The organism is Arthrobacter sp. SDR-2R (assembly GCF_057747955.1).
On record NZ_CM173231.1, the window covers coordinates 4,076,972 to 4,094,406 of the forward strand.

Below are 17,435 nucleotides of genomic sequence, written 5' to 3' on the forward strand. Positions count from 1 at the left end.
ATGGATCCAGCTTAAACCCGGAGGTTGAATGGAGCCCCCTGTCGGATTCGAACCGACGACCCCCGCTTTACAAGAGCGGTGCTCTGGCCAACTGAGCTAAGGAGGCGCGCCCCTGCGGGCGTGCACCGTGAAGGCGCTAGATAAGGTTAGCCCAACTCCCCCCGGGCGTAAAAACGCCGGACTACCGCCGGTGAATGCGGCAGGGGCCCGCCCCGGAAACGGTCCGGAGCGGGCCCCTGCCCTGGCTGGGAATCCTTAGCCCTTGGCGGCAATGGCTGCCTGCAGGAAGTCCGGGAATGGCGTCTGCGCGCTGTCGCCCTTGCCCCACTGCTTGCCGTCCACGAACACGGTGGGCGTACCGGTGACGCCGATGGCCGCGGCCTCCTTCGTGGTGAACTTCACGAACGGGCGGTAGGTCTTGTCATCGACGCAGGAACCGATGTTGACGCCCATGTCGGACGCCATCTTCTTCAAATCACTGTCGGAAAGGCCTGCGCTGCCTTCCGCCGGCTGCTTGGCGAACAATGCGTTGACGAAATCGGAGTACTTCTCCGGGGATTCGTTGACCACGCACGCTGCTGCGTTGGCGGCCCGGGATGAGTAGTTGGTGGTGGACCGGCTGTCCAGGAATCCGAGGGCCCGGTACTCAACGGTGATCTTGCCTTCGTTGCGCAGCGACGTGAGCTGGTCGTTGTACTGGGTCTCGAAGTTCTTGCAGATGGGGCAGATGAAGTCGATGTAGAGGACCACCTTGACCGGCTTGCCCGCCTCCGCTTCGGCGCCGGGAGCCACTACCTCGGCGGGCGCCGTCTTCGGCGCGTCCCCCAGGGAGGCGGCGTCAACCGTGGCCGGTTCCGACTTGGCCACATCCGTATTGGCCAGCAAAGTGACGCCGCCATGCACGTTGGCGTTGGCAGGCGTGGGGCCCTGGTCCGCAATGGGGGCGTTCTGCTTGAGGCTGTTCGTCACCACCAGCGCCACCACCACCAGGATGGCCACCACTGCCGCCACGATGCCCCAGCCGATCAGCAGCTTGTTGCGCTTGTCCTTCTTCAGCTGCTCTTCCCTGATCAGGCGCGCCTTTTCCCGCGCCTCCGCGGTTCGCTCAGCCTTGGACTTACGTACTTCGTTTGCGGGGCTCATGAGTTCCTTGGGTCGGTCGACGTAGGGGGACCACTTCGTGGCACTCCAACATTTTAGGGGAGAAAGCTGAGCGCTTGCGGTTTCAACCATTCCACCGGCTTGACCAACGGACGAATAGCCCCGATGATTCCGTCCGGCTAGGGTGGCTAAGAGGCACAAGCAACCCCAGGGGGCAGCAATGCAAACACCCGTCCAGGAAAAACCCGCCGGCAAAGCAACGGCCGGCAGCTCCGGTCCCAGCCATGCCGGCCATACGAAGTACGACTTCATGGTGGTCTCCAACAGGCTGCCTGTTGACCGGGTCGCGGCAGGGGATGCCGGTGATGACGAGTCTGGCTGGCGCCGCTCCCCCGGGGGACTGGTGACCGCCCTGGCCCCCATGATGACCAAGACAGACGGCGCCTGGGTCGGATGGCACGGCGCGCCGGACGAGACTGTCAAACCCTTCAGCCACGGCGGCATGGACCTCGTCCCGGTCCAGCTCAGCAACGACGACGTGGAGCTGTACTACGAGGGGTTTTCCAACGCCACCCTCTGGCCGCTCTACCATGACGTCATTGCCCCGCCGGAGTTCCACCGCACCTGGTGGGACGCCTACCGAAGGGTCAACCGCAGGTTCGCCGACGCCGTCGTACAGCATGCGGACCAAGGCGCCACCGTGTGGGTGCAGGATTACCAGCTCCAACTGGTGCCCCGCATGCTGCGCGAGGCGCGGCCGGACCTGCGCATCGGATTCTTCAACCACATCCCGTTTCCTCCGCCGGAGATCTTTGCCCAGCTGCCGTGGCGCCAGGCCATCATCGACGGACTCCTCGGCGCAGACCTGGTGGGTTTCCAGCGGCCCAGCGATGCCGGAAACTTCATGCGCTCCGCACGCCGTTTCCTCGGTGCCAGCGTTAAGCAGCAGCAGGTCCACGTAAAGGGCCAGGACGGGCAGGTCACACACATTGCCCGGGCACAGGCCTTCCCCATCTCCATCGACGTCAAGCACATCAGCGAGTTAGCCGCCAGGCCGGACATCATTGAGCGCGCCCGCCAGATCCGCCAGGATCTGGGGAACCCGAAGACCATCCTGCTCGGCGTCGACCGACTGGATTACACCAAGGGCATCAGGCACCGGCTTAAAGCCTTCGAGGAGCTCCTGGCAGACGGCAAGCTCTCGGTTGGAGACGCCACCCTGATCCAGGTGGCCAGCCCCAGCCGCGAACGCGTCGAGCAGTACCGGCTCCTGCGTGAGGAGGTGGAGGGCACGGTGGGCCACATCAACGGCACCTACGACACCATCGAGAACACCGCCGTCCGCTACCTGCACCACAGCTACCCCGTGGAGGAGATGGTGGCGCTGTACCTTGCCGCCGACGTCATGCTGGTCACGGCCCTTCGGGACGGCATGAACCTGGTCGCCAAGGAATACGTCACGGCGCGCACCAACAACGACGGCGCGCTGGTCCTCAGTGAGTTCGCCGGCGCAGCCGACCAGCTCAAGCAGGCACTGCTGATGAACCCGCACGACATCGACGGCCTCAAGAGCGCCATCATGCGTGCCGTGGAGATGCAGCCGCGGGAGTCCGGCCGCAGGATGCGGGCCATGCGGAAGCAAATCCTCGAACACGACGTGGACCACTGGTCCGCCGACTTCCTAAACGCACTGAACGAGAAGGTGGTCCGCGATGACTCCTGACGGCCACACCAAGGCAGCGCTGGCGCTCACCCCCGAACTGCGGGAAGCGCTGCACCGCATTGCCGGTACGGAGCACCTGCTGGTGGCCATGGACTTTGACGGGACCATCGCCCCCATCGTGGGCCGCGCCCAGGATGCGCGGCCACTTCCACGCTCAGCTGCGGCGCTCGCGGGGCTCGCCGTGCTTCCACGCACGACGACGGCACTCATCTCCGGGCGCGCCCTCGCCAGCCTGCGCGAGGTGGCGTCCCCGCCCGTGGACACCCTGCTGATTGGCAGCCATGGGGCCGAAGCCTGGCTTGGGCCGGGCTCCACGGAACTGACGCTGGACGACGGCCAGAAGACCCTCCTTGAAGAGGTGCGCGCCGAGTTGGCGGCTATCGTCGCGGAGGCGCCTGGCACGTCCCTGGAATACAAGCCCGCCGGCGTCGTCCTGCACACCCGACTGGCTGCGGATGACGTGGCCGAGGACGCGGTGTCAGCAGCCCGGTCGGTGCTCCAGGAGCGAAAGGGCGTCTTCCTCAAGGAGGGCAAGCGCGTCCTGGAGACCTCCGTGGTCAATGCCTCCAAGGGCGAAGGCGTCAGCTTCCTGCGGCAGGCCACCGGGGCCACTGCCGTGCTGTTCGCCGGTGATGACGTGACGGACGAGGACGCTTTCGGCCGGCTTGAACCAGGCGACGTAGGGGTCAAGGTTGGCCTCGATTTCACCCAGGCCCAATACCGGGTGGAGGCGCCTGTCCATATCGCGGAGCTGCTGGAAGCCCTGCTCCAGGAGCGGAGCATCGCCGTCGCCGAGGAAGACCCCCAGGCCGCTTCCGGATAGCCCGTGGCCGGAAGCACATGTGACATCCGTAACATTTGCGGTAAAAGAAGCAACTTCTGGCATACTCTTGGGTGTGATGTGGCGCACAACAACCGTGCGGCGTCACGTGGTGCTCCGCGCAAAGCCGCGGAGCATTTTGTGGGAACACAACTGAATAAACATGAACCATTCACAACGGATCGTCCGGCACGTACCTGCCGGTGAAGGGATTGATAACTGTGGCTACAGTTACTTTTGATAACGCTACGCGTCTGTACCCGGGCACAGATAAGCCCGCCGTCGATAAGCTCAACATCGACATCGCCGATGGCGAATTCCTGGTCCTCGTTGGACCCTCCGGCTGCGGCAAGTCCACCTCCCTGCGCATGCTCGCCGGCCTGGAGGACGTCAACGCAGGCCGCATCCTGATCGGTGACCGTGACGTCACCGATGTTCCGCCGAAGGACCGCGACATCGCGATGGTTTTCCAGAACTACGCGTTGTACCCGCACATGACTGTGGCCGACAACATGGGCTTCGCCCTGAAGATCGCCGGCGTCTCCAAGGAAGAGCGCGCCGAGCGCGTCCGCGAAGCCGCAAAGCTCCTTGACCTTGAGCAGTACCTGGACCGCAAGCCGAAGGCACTCTCCGGCGGCCAGCGCCAGCGTGTTGCCATGGGCCGCGCAATCGTCCGTAACCCCCAGGTCTTCCTCATGGATGAGCCGCTGTCCAACCTGGACGCCAAGCTCCGTGTCCAGACCCGCACCCAGATCGCATCCCTGACCCGCCGCCTGGGCGTCACCACCGTCTACGTCACGCACGACCAGGTCGAGGCCATGACCATGGGCGACCGCGTCGCCGTGCTGAAGGACGGCCTGCTGCAGCAGGTGGACACCCCCCGCAACCTCTACGACCGCCCCAAGAACGTCTTCGTTGCCGGCTTCATCGGCTCCCCCGCCATGAACCTGCTGGAACTTCCCGTCGTCGACGGCGGCGTCCAGTTCGGCGGCACCGTCTACCCCGTGCCGCGCGACGTCCTCGAAGAGGCACACGGCTCCACGGTTACGCTGGGCAGCCGTCCCGAGGACCTAGAAACCGCTCCGCACGGCGAAGGCCTGAAGGTTGAGGTGGATGTCGTCGAAGAGCTCGGCGCCGATGCCTACGTCTACGGCCACACCACGCTGGACGGCAAGGACCACGACATCGTGGCCCGTGTCGATGGCCGCCGCCCCCCGATGAAGGGCGAGGTCATCTACGTCCGTCCGCAGTCCGGCCACGTGCACCTCTTCGACACGAAGACCGGCCTGCGCCTGGGCGACTAAACTTCCCACCGGCACCCTAACCTCGCTTCGCTTCGGTCAGGGAACCCTGCCGGCGTGGGCCCACCCACGCGCGTAACTGACGGCGGTCCGCACCTTTTCGCAACGGTGCGGGCCGCCGTCGGCCTTTAACCATGGCCGCACAGGATTTACCGTCCCTGCCCTGAGTACGGAAGAATTGAGCCCATGACCGAGGAACACAGCGCCCAGTGGCATGACGAACCCACAGACTATGCCCAGGTGGGTAAGCTCCCGCGGTTCGTGGCCGCCAGCGCCGACGAGAACAAGGCCGCTTCGGTAGCCTCCTCGCTGAGCATCACCGCCGCAGCGGCGGATCCGGAGCTGCTGGACCTGCCCTGGCACATCGCCCTCGAGGAGTGGCCGGCGCAGTACCTGGCCGCACTCCCCCGGGGCATCTCCCGGCACATCGTGCGCTTCGCCCACCTTGGCGGCTCGGTGATTGCCATCAAGGAAACCTCCGAGCATGTGGCCCGGCACGAGTACCACATGCTGCGCAAGCTGGCCCGGCTGGACGTCCCCTGCGTGGAGCCCGTGGCCGTGATCACCGGCCGCACCACCCCTGACGGACGCCCGCTGAACCCCGTCCTGGTGACCCGGCACCTGAAATTCTCCATGCCGTACCGCGCACTGTTTTCGCAGATGCTGCGCAAGGACACCCTGACCCGCCTCATCGACGCCCAGGCGCTGCTCATGGTGCGGCTGCACCTGATCGGGTTCTACTGGGGCGACGTCTCGCTGTCCAACACCCTGTTCCGCCGCGACGCCGGCGCGTTTGCCGCCTACCTGGTGGACGCCGAAACCGGTGAGCTCTACCCCGACCTCTCCACCGGCCAGCGCGAATACGACCTTGAGATCGCCAGGGTGAACATCGCCGGCGAGCTGATGGACCTCCTGGATGGCGGTCTCATCGAGGAAAAGGTGGACCCCGTGGCCACCAGTGAGCTGATCATGGACAGCTACCGGCGGCTGTGGGCCGAGCTGACGGAGAAGGAATCCTTTGAGCTGGGCGAACGCTGGCGGGTGAGCGCCCGCATCCGGCGCCTGAACGAACTCGGCTTCGACGTCGAGGAATACGCCATAAAGACCACCCAGAACGGCTCCACCATCCAGCTCCAGCCCAAGGTGGTGGACGCGGGGCACCACCAGCGGCGGCTGCTGCGGCTTACCGGCCTGGACGCCCAGGAGAACCAGGCCCGCCGCCTCCTCAATGACATGGACTCCTTCCGGGCGGACAACAACCCGGACATGGATGAGGAATACAGCGCCCACCTGTGGGTCAGCCAGATCTTCGAACCGATCGTGCGCGCCATTCCCCGGGACCTGTCCGGCAAACTGGAGCACGCCGAGGTGGTCCACGAGGTCCTGGAGCACCGGTGGTACATGTCCGAGAAGCAGGAGCGCCACATTCCGCTGGCGGAAGCTGTCCAGTCCTACATCGACTCGATCCTCCGGCACCGCCGGGACGAGGCCGCGATCATGCTGAACCCTGATACCGAGCTGCTGAAAATCCTTGAGGTGGAGACCGAGGAGTCCCGTTACGGCGAAGACGAATCGGTGGACGAATACCCGGATTCGGACGACTGAGTCCTAGATCGCCTTACCGGGGTTGAGGATCCCCGCGGGATCGAACAGGTCCTTGATCCTGCGCTGGAGCTCCCGCACCGGTTCCGGCTGCTCCTGTCCCAGCCACCGGAGCTTGTACTGCCCTACTCCGTGCTCACCGGTGATGGTGCCGCCCATCGCCAGCGCCGCGGTGATGGACTCGTCCAGTGCCGCCTGCAGCCGCTGCATGGCTGCGGAGTCCACGCCTGCCCCCTGCCGGTCGATCCAAAATGTGGGGTGCAGGTTGCCGTCACCCGCGTGGGCCACCACCTTGAGGTGTACCTGCTGCCTGGCGGCCATGGCTTCGAGTTCCGCGACGTAGTCCACCAACCGGGAGCGGGGAACGGCCACGTCCTCGCCTACACGGTACTCGTCGTCCACCTCCGTCCCCCTGCTGTGCCGGCGGAGTTCCACCAGGCGCTCCGCCTCGGCGCTTGCCTCAGTAGTCACCGTTGCCCCGCCGGCGCGGAGGACCTGGCGCACAACCTCCGCTTCCGCGGCGGCGCCAAACCCGTCGGTCTGGACCAGCAGGAGTGATTTTCCGCGGGCGGTGAGGTCGGAGCCGTGGATGTCGTCGAGCTGGGCCAGGGTACCGCCGTCGAGCAGTTCCATGATCGCCGGCTGGACGCGTGCCTTGCCTACGGCCAGGACCCCTGCGGCAGCCATCCTGAAGTCCGGGTAGAAGGCGGCCACGGTGTGGACTTCCCGTGGCAGGTACTTCAGGCGCACGGTGATTCCGACGACGACGCCCAGGGTTCCTTCGGATCCCACGAAGAGGCCCGTCAGGTCATAGCCCGCCACGCCTTTGAAGGTTTGGTGGCCTGTGTGGATGAGGGACCCGTCGGCCAGGACCACATCCAGTGCCAGGACCGAATCCCTGGTGACCCCGTACTTGGCGCAGCGCAGGCCGCCGGCATTGGTGGCCACGTTCCCGCCGATGGTGGAGCTTCGGAAACTGGCCGGATCGGGGGCATACATGAGGCCGTGCGCTGCTGCGGCTTCGTTGAGGACCGCGTTCACCACGCCGGGCTCCACCATGGCTGTCTCATCGTCTGGGTTCAGGGCGAGGATCCGGTTCATCCGCTCCAGCGAAAGGATGATGCAGTTCCTGGTGGCATGGGCACCACCGGAAACGCCTGTACCCGCACCCCGGGGGACAATGGCCACTCCGCTGCCGGCGCAGGTTTTCAACACCGCCTGCACGTCGGCCACTGATTCGGCGAACACCACCGCCAGGGGAAGCTGGAAATCGATGACGGGGGCCTGGTCGATGGCGTACCGCCGGAGCGAGACCTCGCTGACATCCAGCTGTCCCGGCGCCAGGATGGCCTCCAGCTCGTCAACGATGCTTCCCACAAAGCCTCCACCCGTCGTCGGACATGTCTACCCAGTCTAGGGCGTGCGACGCTCCGGTCTTCTGGATTTGCCGGCGTGCAATCGCTTCCAGTTGTTGGACTGCAGAGCCTCGAAAGTTCGTGCAAAATTAGGCGAAACATGTATGGAAGCGTTTTCATTTATCGCCCGTCCGCCGCTATGCTGGCTTTCATGTCTGTCGATACTGTGACCCAGGACACCTCAGCTGCCACTGGCCCCCTGACGCTCATCCACGCTGCCGATACCGCTCCCGGCTGGTGGCGCTCTGCCGTGATCTATCAGGTCTACCCCCGGTCATTCCGGGACCTGAACGGTGACGGCGTGGGAGACCTCGCGGGAATTACCGAGGAACTGCCGCATCTGGCGGACCTGGGCGTCGACGCTGTTTGGCTGTCACCCTTTTACCGTTCCCCCCAGCGTGACGCCGGATACGACGTCAGCGACTACTGCGACGTTGACCCGATCTTTGGCACACTCGCCGACTTCGACGTCATGATGGCCGAATCCCACCGCCTGGGCCTGCGGGTCATCGTGGACCTGGTGCCCAACCACTGTTCGGACCAGCATCCGGCGTTCCAGGCAGCCCGTGCGGCACCGGCCGGTAGCCCCGAACGGGACATGTTCATCTTCCGTGACGGCACCGGGCCTGACGGAGAGGAGCCACCGAACAACTGGCAGTCACACTTTGGCGGATCTGCCTGGACACGGGTAACAGACGCCGACGGCCGGCCGGGCCAGTGGTACCTGCACCTCTTTGACTCCTCCCAGCCGGACTTCAACTGGGACAACCCCGCCGTCCACGCCGAGTTCGAGCGCGTGCTGCGTTTCTGGTTGGACCGCGGCGTGTCCGGTTTCCGGGTGGACGTAGCCCATGCCCTGGTCAAGGCCCCGGGCCTGCCCGCCTGGGGCGGCCGGGCCGATGGCGGCAACAGCGACGGGTACCCCGGCCACGAGGCACCCATGTTCGGGCAACCCGGCGTCCACGACATCTACCGCAACTGGCGGCTGATCCTGGACGAGTACGGCCCGGACCGGATCCTCTGCGCCGAGGCAAGCGTGGACCTTCACCGGCTGGCCCACTGGGTCAGGCCCGACGAGATGCACCAGGCGTTCAATTTCCCCTACCTCCATGCGGGCCTGGACGTCTACCGGCTGCGCTCGGTCATCACCGATTCCCTGACCGTCCTTGACGGCGTCGGCGCCCCGAGCACATGGGTGCTGTCCAACCACGATGTGGTCCGCCATGCCAGCCGGTTTGGCTACAACGGCCATGGCCCACGGGACGGCGACGGCATCGGGGCGGCCGATCCCCAGCCGGATGAGGAACTCGGCCGGCAGCGCGCAGCTGCTGCCTCGCTGTTCATGCTGGGACTGCCCGGTGCCGCCTACCTCTACCAGGGCGAGGAGCTGGGGCTGCCGGACGGCATCGACATCCCCGGCCACCTGCGCCAGGACCCCACGTTCGCCCGGACCGGCGGGCAGCGGCTTGGCCGTGACGGCTGCCGGGTGCCGCTGCCCTGGCGTGCCGGAGAACAACACCTGGGCTTCGGTTCGGGAAATGAACCATGGCTGCCCATTCCCGCTTCCTTTGGCGGGTTGGCGAGGGACCTGCAGGCGGAATCGCCGTCGTCGCACCTGTCCCTCTACCGCGACGCCCTGGCACGCCGCCGCGACCTGGACCTGGGCCGGGGATCCCTGTCCTGGGCCGAGGACTGGTGCACCGGGTCCTCGCTGGGCTACCTCAACGGCACTACGCTGGTGGTTATGAACCTGAACCACGAGCCGCTGGAGATACCTGCGGGCCGCGTCCTTATCCGCAGTACCACGTCCGGCACGGAAGGACTGCTGGCTTCGGGCGAAACCGCCTGGATCCGCATCACAGCAGCAGGCTGACCATGGCGGGCATCAAAGAAGTTGCCAGCCGGGCCGGCCTGTCCGTGGCCACCGTCTCCAGGGCGCTGAGCGGCAAGTCCAACGTCTCCTCCAGGAGCCGCCGCCTTGCGCAGGAGGCGGCACGGGAACTCGGGTTCGTCCCCTCTTACCACGCCTCCAGCCTCGCCTCCGGGCGGAACCACAACATCGGCCTGGTGGTGCCCAACGTCCAGCGCTGGTACTTCTCTTCGGTCCTGGAGGGCGTTTCGGAAGCCCTCCTGGACGCCGGCTACGACCTGACGCTGTACAACGTGGGAGAGCAGCCGGAGCACCGCAGCAGCATTTTGAACGACTTCCTGCTGCGGAAACGCCTGGACGCCGTCATTGCGGTGGCGCTGGTACTCAGCGAGGAAGAGATCGGCCAGCTGCTCGCCGTGCACCGTCCGATTGTGGGCATCGGGGGGGCGCTGCGGGGCGCCTCGACCATAAGAATCGACGACGAAGGCCTGGCCATGATGGCCACCCGGCACCTGATCGGACTGGGCCATACCCGGATCGCGCATGTTACCGGGGATGCGGCCTTGAACCGCGACTTCAACCTTCCGCAGCTGCGCCAGAAGGGCTTTGCTGCGGCGATGGCAGCAGCCGGGCTGACGGTGCGGCAAGAGTGGCAGGCCACGGCCGACTTCACCATCCAGGGCGCGTACGCGGCGGGCCGCCGGCTCCTGGGCACCTCCGCTGACCGCCCCACCGCAGTCTTCGCCGCGTCCGACGAGATGGCCGTGGGCATCATGCTCGCCGCCCGGGACTTCGGCCTTCAGGTCCCACAGGACCTTTCCGTCGTGGGGATTGACGGGCACGAACTTGCAGAGACATTCGGGCTGACCACCATCAGCCAGGATCCACGCGGACAGGGAAGGCTGGCGGCTGCCACGGCTCTGGCCCTGCTGGACAATGCCGGTGGAAGTTCCGAGGGCGCAGGTTCCGACGGCGGAGGTTCCGACGGCGGCCTGGCGGCGGATGGAGCGCGGGACCAGGAGTACCCTACGGAGTTTGTGATCCGGAACAGCACCGCCGTGCCGCCGGACAAGGCCGCGGGGCCGGGCTAGGCCACGCCTCCAGGCGAGCTGTCCGCTGCGGCGTCCCCGGCGCCCATGAACCGCGCATACCTGTCCAGGATCCGGGGCCACGCCTCCGCGTACTCTTGACGCGCGGCGGCAGGATCCTCGGCGCCTTCCCACCCTTCATGAAAGACCCGGACTTCAGTTCCGCCGCCGAGGGCGCGGAACGCCACCAGGAGCTCGGTGGACCACAGCGCCGTAGTACCGGGATGCCAGGTGGCATGGAAGGACAGGGGCGGCTGCCAGTCATCAAGGGTTCCCCAGATACTGGTGCGGCCGTCATCGGCTGTTTCGAGGATGAGGTTCTCTTCAAACTCCACGTAGGAGCCGGCACCATAGACACCGTGCTGCTCAAGGGGCCACCAGAGGTGGGTGTGCTCCGTGAAACCAACGAAAGCCCGGGCCACGGGACCGGGCACGACTACGGTGTTGACCACCGGTTCCAGCGGCTCAATTGCCCGCTGTCCGGCTTCTTCGAAAGGGTCCTGCGGGTGGCTGAAGATGCTGCTCATGAGGGACTACTCTACCCCCGGGCATGGTGCCCGGGGGTAGAGTCCGCCCGGAGGCAGGGCATCCTCTTTGTGCTGTTCGGTTAAAGCAGCAGGGCCCTGACATTCGTTGTCAGGGCCCTGCTTAATGTGTGTCCGGCGGTGACCTACTCTCCCACACCCTCCCGGGTGCAGTACCATCGGCGCTGTGGGTCTTAGCTTCCGGGTTCGGAATGGGACCGGGCGTTTCCCCCACGCTATGACCGCCGTAACCCTTGTACCCGCCCGCCCGGTGTTTTTTCGGGGGTGGGAAGACTCGTGGTTACAACATTGTGGTGTGTTATTCAGTTGTGTTGGTTCCGTGCCGTGACAACCCGTGTGTTGGGGGGTTGTTGGTTGGGAACCACATAGTGGACGCAAGCAGAGTTTTGTATGTATCTGTGTGGTGTAAGTTGTTGGCCTATTAGTACCGGTCAGCTTCACGAGTCGTTAGTCCTCGCTTCCACATCCGGCCTATCAACCCAGTGGTCTGGCTGGGGGCCTCTCACACCCGAGGGTGTATGGAAATCTCATCTCGAAGCGAGCTTCCCGCTTAGATGCTTTCAGCGGTTATCCCATCCGAACGTAGCTAATCAGCGGTGCACTTGGCAGTACAACTGACACACCAGAGGTTCGTCCGTCCCGGTCCTCTCGTACTAAGGACAGCCCTTCTCAAATTTCCTGCGCGCGCAGCGGATAGGGACCGAACTGTCTCACGACGTTCTAAACCCAGCTCGCGTACCGCTTTAATGGGCGAACAGCCCAACCCTTGGGACCTACTCCAGCCCCAGGATGCGACGAGCCGACATCGAGGTGCCAAACCATGCCGTCGATATGGACTCTTGGGCAAGATCAGCCTGTTATCCCCGAGGTACCTTTTATCCGTTGAGCGACGGCCATTCCACAATGTACCGCCGGATCACTAGTCCCGACTTTCGTCCCTGCTCGAGATGTCTCTCTCACAGTCAAGCTCCCTTGTGCACTTACACTCGACACCTGATTGCCAACCAGGCTGAGGGAACCTTTGGGCGCCTCCGTTACTTTTTAGGAGGCAACCGCCCCAGTTAAACTACCCATCAGGCACTGTCCCTGACCCGGATTACGGGCCGAAGTTAGATGTCCAAAGTGACCAGAGTGGTATTTCAACGATGACTCCACCCGAACTGGCGTCCGGGCTTCAACGTCTCCCACCTATCCTACACAAGCCACTCCGAACACCAATACCAAACTATAGTAAAGGTCTCGGGGTCTTTCCGTCCTGCTGCGCGTAACGAGCATCTTTACTCGTACTGCAATTTCGCCGAGTTTATGGTTGAGACAGCGGGGAAGTCGTTACTCCATTCGTGCAGGTCGGAACTTACCCGACAAGGAATTTCGCTACCTTAGGATGGTTATAGTTACCACCGCCGTTTACTGGGGCTTAAATTCTCAGCTTCGCCTTGCGGCTAACCGGTCCTCTTAACCTTCCAGCACCGGGCAGGAGTCAGTCCGTATACATCGTCTTGCGACTTCGCACGGACCTGTGTTTTTAGTAAACAGTCGCTTCCCCCTGGTCTCTGCGGCCCCGATCCCCTCCACACCGCAAAGGGTGTATCAAGGTTGGGGCCCCCCTTCTCCCGAAGTTACGGGGGCATTTTGCCGAGTTCCTTAACCATAATTCTCTCGATCGCCTTGGTATTCTCTACCTGATCACCTGTGTCGGTTTGGGGTACGGGCGGCTAAAACCTCGCGTCGATGCTTTTCTCGGCAGCATAGGATCACCAAATCCCCCCAAACGGGGGTCCCATCAGATCTCAGGCACCATGAGTGGCGGATTTGCCTACCACTCGCCCTACATCCTTAGACCGGGACAACCATCGCCCGGCTCGGCTACCTTCCTGCGTCACACCTGTTAATACGCTTGCCTCCCGGGATCAGGTCCTGCGCTCCACCAAAACCCTCACACCACAAGGGCGCTCGGGCAGGCTTCGGGCAGTTAGTATCCCCCGCTCAGCATGGGCGGTTTTTCGCCGGTACGGGAATATCAACCCGTTGTCCATCGACTACGCCTGTCGGCCTCGCCTTAGGTCCCGACTTACCCAGGGCAGATTAGCTTGACCCTGGAACCCTTGATCATTCGGCGGACGGGTTTCTCACCCGTCTTTCGCTACTCATGCCTGCATTCTCACTCGTGTAGGCTCCACCGCTGGTTTACACCGCGACTTCACCGCCCACACGACGCTCCCCTACCCATCCACACGCCTGAACCACAAGGGCTTAGCTAAAATGTGAATGCCACAACTTCGGCGGTGTACTTGAGCCCCGCTACATTGTCGGCGCGGAATCACTTGACCAGTGAGCTATTACGCACTCTTTTAAGGGTGGCTGCTTCTAAGCCAACCTCCTGGTTGTCTGGGCAACTCCACATCCTTTCCCACTTAGCACACGCTTAGGGGCCTTAGTTGGTGGTCTGGGCTGTTTCCCTCTCGACTATGAAGCTTATCCCCCACAGTCTCACTGCTGCGCTCTCACTTACCGGCATTCGGAGTTTGGCTGACGTCAGTAACCTTGTAGGGCCCATTAGCCATCCAGTAGCTCTACCTCCAGCAAGAAACACGCAACGCTGCACCTAAATGCATTTCGGGGAGAACCAGCTATCACGAAGTTTGATTGGCCTTTCACCCCTACCCACAGCTCATCCCCTCCATTTTCAACTGAAGTGGGTTCGGTCCTCCACGACGTCTTACCGTCGCTTCAACCTGGCCATGGGTAGATCACTTCGCTTCGGGTCTAGATCACGCCACTCACACGCCCTATTCAGACTCGCTTTCGCTACGGCTGCCCCACACGGGTTAACCTCGCGACGTAACACTAACTCGCAGGCTCATTCTTCAAAAGGCACGCCGTCACCAGAATCAGACTGGCTCCGACGGATTGTAAGCACACGGTTTCAGGTACTGTTTCACTCCCCTCCCGGGGTACTTTTCACCTTTCCCTCACGGTACTGGTCCGCTATCGGTCATTAGGGAGTATTTAGGCTTATCAGGTGGTCCTGACAGATTCGCACGGGATTTCTCGGGCCCCGTACTACTTGGGATACTCTCACAGGCGGTACAAACACATTACGGTTACGGGACTAACACCCTCTCTGGCCGGCCTTTCAAAACCGTTCACCTATGCGCGCACATCACACCCCACCAGCCCGGCAGAACTGGTATGGAAAGTCCCACAACCCCGACCATGCAACGCCCGCCGGCTATCACACATGGAACGGTTTAGCCTGATCCGCGTTCGCTCGCCACTACTAACGGAATCACTATTGTTTTCTCTTCCTGCGGGTACTGAGATGTTTCACTTCCCCGCGTTCCCCCCACGCACCCTATGTGTTCAGGTACGGGTCACCGAGTCACTCGCGCGCTCGGCGGGGTTTCCCCATTCGGACACCCTGGGATCACAGTCCGGTTATCGACTCCCCCAGGCTTATCGCAGATTCCTACGTCCTTCTTCGGCTCCTAATGCCAAGGCATCCACCGTGTGCTCTTAAAAACTTGACCACAAAGATCAAAAACATTTCTCGAGAGAACCACAGAAACCAACCACACCCCAACACCCCAAAGGGCATCAACAGCGCAGCCAGATCCAGGTTCATTAATCTTGGAAATTGCTTCTTATACAAGATGCTCGCGTCCACTATGTAGTTCTCAAACAACAACCCCACACCACACACCCCACACACCCAAACAGGCGCACGGAACGTCACGGCAGGGAAACCAGAAACAAACAAACCCGACAAGGAACCACCACGACCAAAGCCGCAGCAACCCCTCCCCGGCCCTGTTGCCTCAGGACCCAACAGTGTGCCAAACACTAAACCACGCATCCCTGCGCCCACCGTTCCAGAACCATCACTGGCTCGTACTAGACAAGACAAAAAAACACGCAGCCGCTATTTGCTGATATTCCACCCATGAGCACCCGCCACGGAACAATCGTCCATGCTGCGGGCTTGCTTCCTGACAACCCCCCACACCGGCATTCACCAGCACAGAAGAGTTGGAGGTGCTCCTTAGAAAGGAGGTGATCCAGCCGCACCTTCCGGTACGGCTACCTTGTTACGACTTAGTCCCAATCGCCAGTCCCACCTTCGACAGCTCCCTCCCACAAGGGGTTAGGCCACCGGCTTCGGGTGTTACCAACTTTCGTGACTTGACGGGCGGTGTGTACAAGGCCCGGGAACGTATTCACCGCAGCGTTGCTGATCTGCGATTACTAGCGACTCCGACTTCATGGGGTCGAGTTGCAGACCCCAATCCGAACTGAGACCGGCTTTTTGGGATTAGCTCCACCTCACAGTATCGCAACCCTTTGTACCGGCCATTGTAGCATGCGTGAAGCCCAAGACATAAGGGGCATGATGATTTGACGTCGTCCCCACCTTCCTCCGAGTTGACCCCGGCAGTCTCCTATGAGTCCCCACCATCACGTGCTGGCAACATAGAACGAGGGTTGCGCTCGTTGCGGGACTTAACCCAACATCTCACGACACGAGCTGACGACAACCATGCACCACCTGTAAACCAGCCCCAAAGGGGAAACCACATTTCTGCAGCGGTCCGGTTCATGTCAAGCCTTGGTAAGGTTCTTCGCGTTGCATCGAATTAATCCGCATGCTCCGCCGCTTGTGCGGGCCCCCGTCAATTCCTTTGAGTTTTAGCCTTGCGGCCGTACTCCCCAGGCGGGGCACTTAATGCGTTAGCTACGGCGCGGAAAACGTGGAATGTCCCCCACACCTAGTGCCCAACGTTTACGGCATGGACTACCAGGGTATCTAATCCTGTTCGCTCCCCATGCTTTCGCTCCTCAGCGTCAGTTAATGCCCAGAGACCTGCCTTCGCCATCGGTGTTCCTCCTGATATCTGCGCATTTCACCGCTACACCAGGAATTCCAGTCTCCCCTACATCACTCTAGTCTGCCCGTACCCACCGCAGATCCGGAGTTGAGCCCCGGACTTTCACGGCAGACGCGACAAACCGCCTACGAGCTCTTTACGCCCAATAATTCCGGATAACGCTTGCGCCCTACGTATTACCGCGGCTGCTGGCACGTAGTTAGCCGGCGCTTCTTCTGCAGGTACCGTCACTTACGCTTCTTCCCTACTGAAAGAGGTTTACAACCCGAAGGCCGTCATCCCTCACGCGGCGTCGCTGCATCAGGCTTTCGCCCATTGTGCAATATTCCCCACTGCTGCCTCCCGTAGGAGTCTGGGCCGTGTCTCAGTCCCAGTGTGGCCGGTCACCCTCTCAGGCCGGCTACCCGTCGTCGCCTTGGTAGGCCATTACCCCACCAACAAGCTGATAGGCCGCGAGTCCATCCAAAACCACAAAAGCTTTCCACCAACCACCATGCGATGGAAGGTCATATCCGGTATTAGACCCAGTTTCCCAGGCTTATCCCAGAGTCAAGGGCAGGTTACTCACGTGTTACTCACCCGTTCGCCACTAATCCACCAGCAAGCTGGCATCATCGTTCGACTTGCATGTGTTAAGCACGCCGCCAGCGTTCATCCTGAGCCAGGATCAAACTCTCCGTTGAAGTAAAACAAAAACAGACACAACCACAACCACCGGAAATAACGGCAGAAACAGCTGCACAAAATTTGAAACCAGCCAAAAACACCATGCACACCACGGGGTGGCGGCACAGCACAATCAACCAATTACATACATAATCGGTATCAACAAACTTGGCACACTATTGAGTTCTCAAACAACAGACACACCCGGCACCACCCAAACCAACGTCCAGGCTCGCTCCGGAGCAACTTTCCAAACTTACCGGCTGATCTCTCTCGTGTCAAACCGGCGTCCGCGACCATCCTCAGCGTTAGCTTGGGGGTTCGGTTTTCCGTCTGACTCCGTGGAGCAGCGCGGAAATAAACTCTACCACCACTCATTACGGATCGCCAGTCCGCTGCCGGAGGGCGTCCTGCGGAC

General features: G+C 62.4%; 9 protein-coding genes, 1 tRNA gene and 3 rRNA genes. 6 read left to right on the forward strand and 7 right to left on the reverse strand.

Features of this window, described 5'->3' with window-relative positions; all coding sequences use genetic code 11:
- Positions 1 to 29 precede the first annotated feature (29 nt).
- Positions 30 to 106: transfer RNA gene (locus AC3ANU_RS18810), tRNA-Thr, on the reverse strand.
- Positions 107 to 255: 149 nt separating this feature from the next.
- Complete coding sequence (locus AC3ANU_RS18815; protein ID WP_018772045.1) at positions 256 to 1,143, reverse strand: DsbA family protein; 888 nt, start codon at positions 1,141 to 1,143, stop codon at positions 256 to 258.
- A gap of 178 nt (positions 1,144 to 1,321) precedes the next feature.
- Between AC3ANU_RS18815 and otsA the strand changes: the two genes are divergently transcribed.
- From otsA to AC3ANU_RS18835, 4 genes are all read left to right on the forward strand, one after another.
- The gene (gene otsA / locus AC3ANU_RS18820) at positions 1,322 to 2,824 is read left to right on the forward strand and encodes an alpha,alpha-trehalose-phosphate synthase (UDP-forming) (protein WP_018772046.1); all 1,503 of its coding nucleotides are present in this window, start codon (positions 1,322 to 1,324) and stop codon (positions 2,822 to 2,824) included.
- Positions 2,814 to 3,647 carry a trehalose-phosphatase gene (otsB, locus tag AC3ANU_RS18825; RefSeq protein ID WP_134166101.1) on the forward strand — a complete coding sequence of 278 codons (834 nt, stop codon included), beginning with the start codon at positions 2,814 to 2,816 and terminating at the stop codon, positions 3,645 to 3,647. Before otsA ends, otsB begins: the two co-directional genes overlap by 11 nt.
- 218 nt (positions 3,648 to 3,865) lie before the next feature.
- Positions 3,866 to 4,948, forward strand: coding sequence for an ABC transporter ATP-binding protein (locus AC3ANU_RS18830; RefSeq protein WP_018772048.1), 1,083 nt, complete (start codon positions 3,866 to 3,868; stop codon positions 4,946 to 4,948).
- Positions 4,949 to 5,131: 183 nt separating this feature from the next.
- Positions 5,132 to 6,550, forward strand: coding sequence for a DUF4032 domain-containing protein (locus tag AC3ANU_RS18835; protein WP_018772049.1), 1,419 nt, complete (start codon positions 5,132 to 5,134; stop codon positions 6,548 to 6,550).
- 3 nt (positions 6,551 to 6,553) lie between these two features.
- Here AC3ANU_RS18835 and AC3ANU_RS18840 read toward each other — a convergent pair whose 3' ends face one another.
- The gene (locus AC3ANU_RS18840; protein WP_488315069.1) at positions 6,554 to 7,924 is read right to left on the reverse strand and encodes an FAD-binding oxidoreductase; all 1,371 of its coding nucleotides are present in this window, start codon (positions 7,922 to 7,924) and stop codon (positions 6,554 to 6,556) included.
- A 177-nt stretch (positions 7,925 to 8,101) separates the two neighbouring features.
- Between AC3ANU_RS18840 and AC3ANU_RS18845 the strand changes: the two genes are divergently transcribed.
- Both AC3ANU_RS18845 and AC3ANU_RS18850 read left to right on the forward strand, forming a co-directional pair.
- A complete protein-coding gene (locus AC3ANU_RS18845) occupies positions 8,102 to 9,835 on the forward strand; it encodes a glycoside hydrolase family 13 protein (RefSeq protein ID WP_134166103.1) in 1,734 nt (577 codons plus the stop codon).
- Positions 9,836 to 9,837: 2 nt separating this feature from the next.
- Positions 9,838 to 10,923: a LacI family DNA-binding transcriptional regulator gene (locus AC3ANU_RS18850; protein ID WP_134166105.1), complete on the forward strand. Its 1,086-nt coding sequence runs from the start codon at positions 9,838 to 9,840 to the stop codon at positions 10,921 to 10,923.
- Here AC3ANU_RS18850 and AC3ANU_RS18855 read toward each other — a convergent pair.
- The 4 genes from AC3ANU_RS18855 to AC3ANU_RS18870 all read right to left on the reverse strand — a co-directional run bounded on the left by AC3ANU_RS18855 (position 10,920) and on the right by AC3ANU_RS18870 (position 17,034).
- Complete coding sequence (locus AC3ANU_RS18855) at positions 10,920 to 11,447, reverse strand: SRPBCC family protein (protein WP_134166107.1); 528 nt, start codon at positions 11,445 to 11,447, stop codon at positions 10,920 to 10,922. The genes AC3ANU_RS18850 and AC3ANU_RS18855 overlap by 4 nt on opposite strands.
- Positions 11,448 to 11,577: 130 nt before the next feature.
- A 5S ribosomal RNA gene (rrf, locus tag AC3ANU_RS18860) occupies positions 11,578 to 11,694 on the reverse strand.
- Between the two features lie 171 nt (positions 11,695 to 11,865).
- Positions 11,866 to 14,995: ribosomal RNA gene (locus AC3ANU_RS18865) — 23S ribosomal RNA — on the reverse strand.
- Between the two features lie 516 nt (positions 14,996 to 15,511).
- A 16S ribosomal RNA gene (locus tag AC3ANU_RS18870) occupies positions 15,512 to 17,034 on the reverse strand.
- Together the 16S, 23S and 5S rRNA genes form the textbook arrangement of a ribosomal RNA operon.
- Positions 17,035 to 17,435: the final 401 nt, after the last annotated feature.

Coding starts and splice junctions, on each gene's coding strand:
- AC3ANU_RS18815 (WP_018772045.1), bottom strand. CDS start 1,143: ATGAGCCCCGCAAACGAAGTACGTAAGTCCAAGGCTGAGCGAACCGCG.
- otsA (WP_018772046.1), top strand. CDS start 1,322: ATGCAAACACCCGTCCAGGAAAAACCCGCCGGCAAAGCAACGGCCGGC.
- otsB (WP_134166101.1), top strand. CDS start 2,814: ATGACTCCTGACGGCCACACCAAGGCAGCGCTGGCGCTCACCCCCGAA.
- AC3ANU_RS18835 (WP_018772049.1), top strand. CDS start 5,132: ATGACCGAGGAACACAGCGCCCAGTGGCATGACGAACCCACAGACTAT.
- AC3ANU_RS18845 (WP_134166103.1), top strand. CDS start 8,102: ATGCTGGCTTTCATGTCTGTCGATACTGTGACCCAGGACACCTCAGCT.
- AC3ANU_RS18850 (WP_134166105.1), top strand. CDS start 9,838: ATGGCGGGCATCAAAGAAGTTGCCAGCCGGGCCGGCCTGTCCGTGGCC.
- AC3ANU_RS18855 (WP_134166107.1), bottom strand. CDS start 11,447: ATGAGCAGCATCTTCAGCCACCCGCAGGACCCTTTCGAAGAAGCCGGA.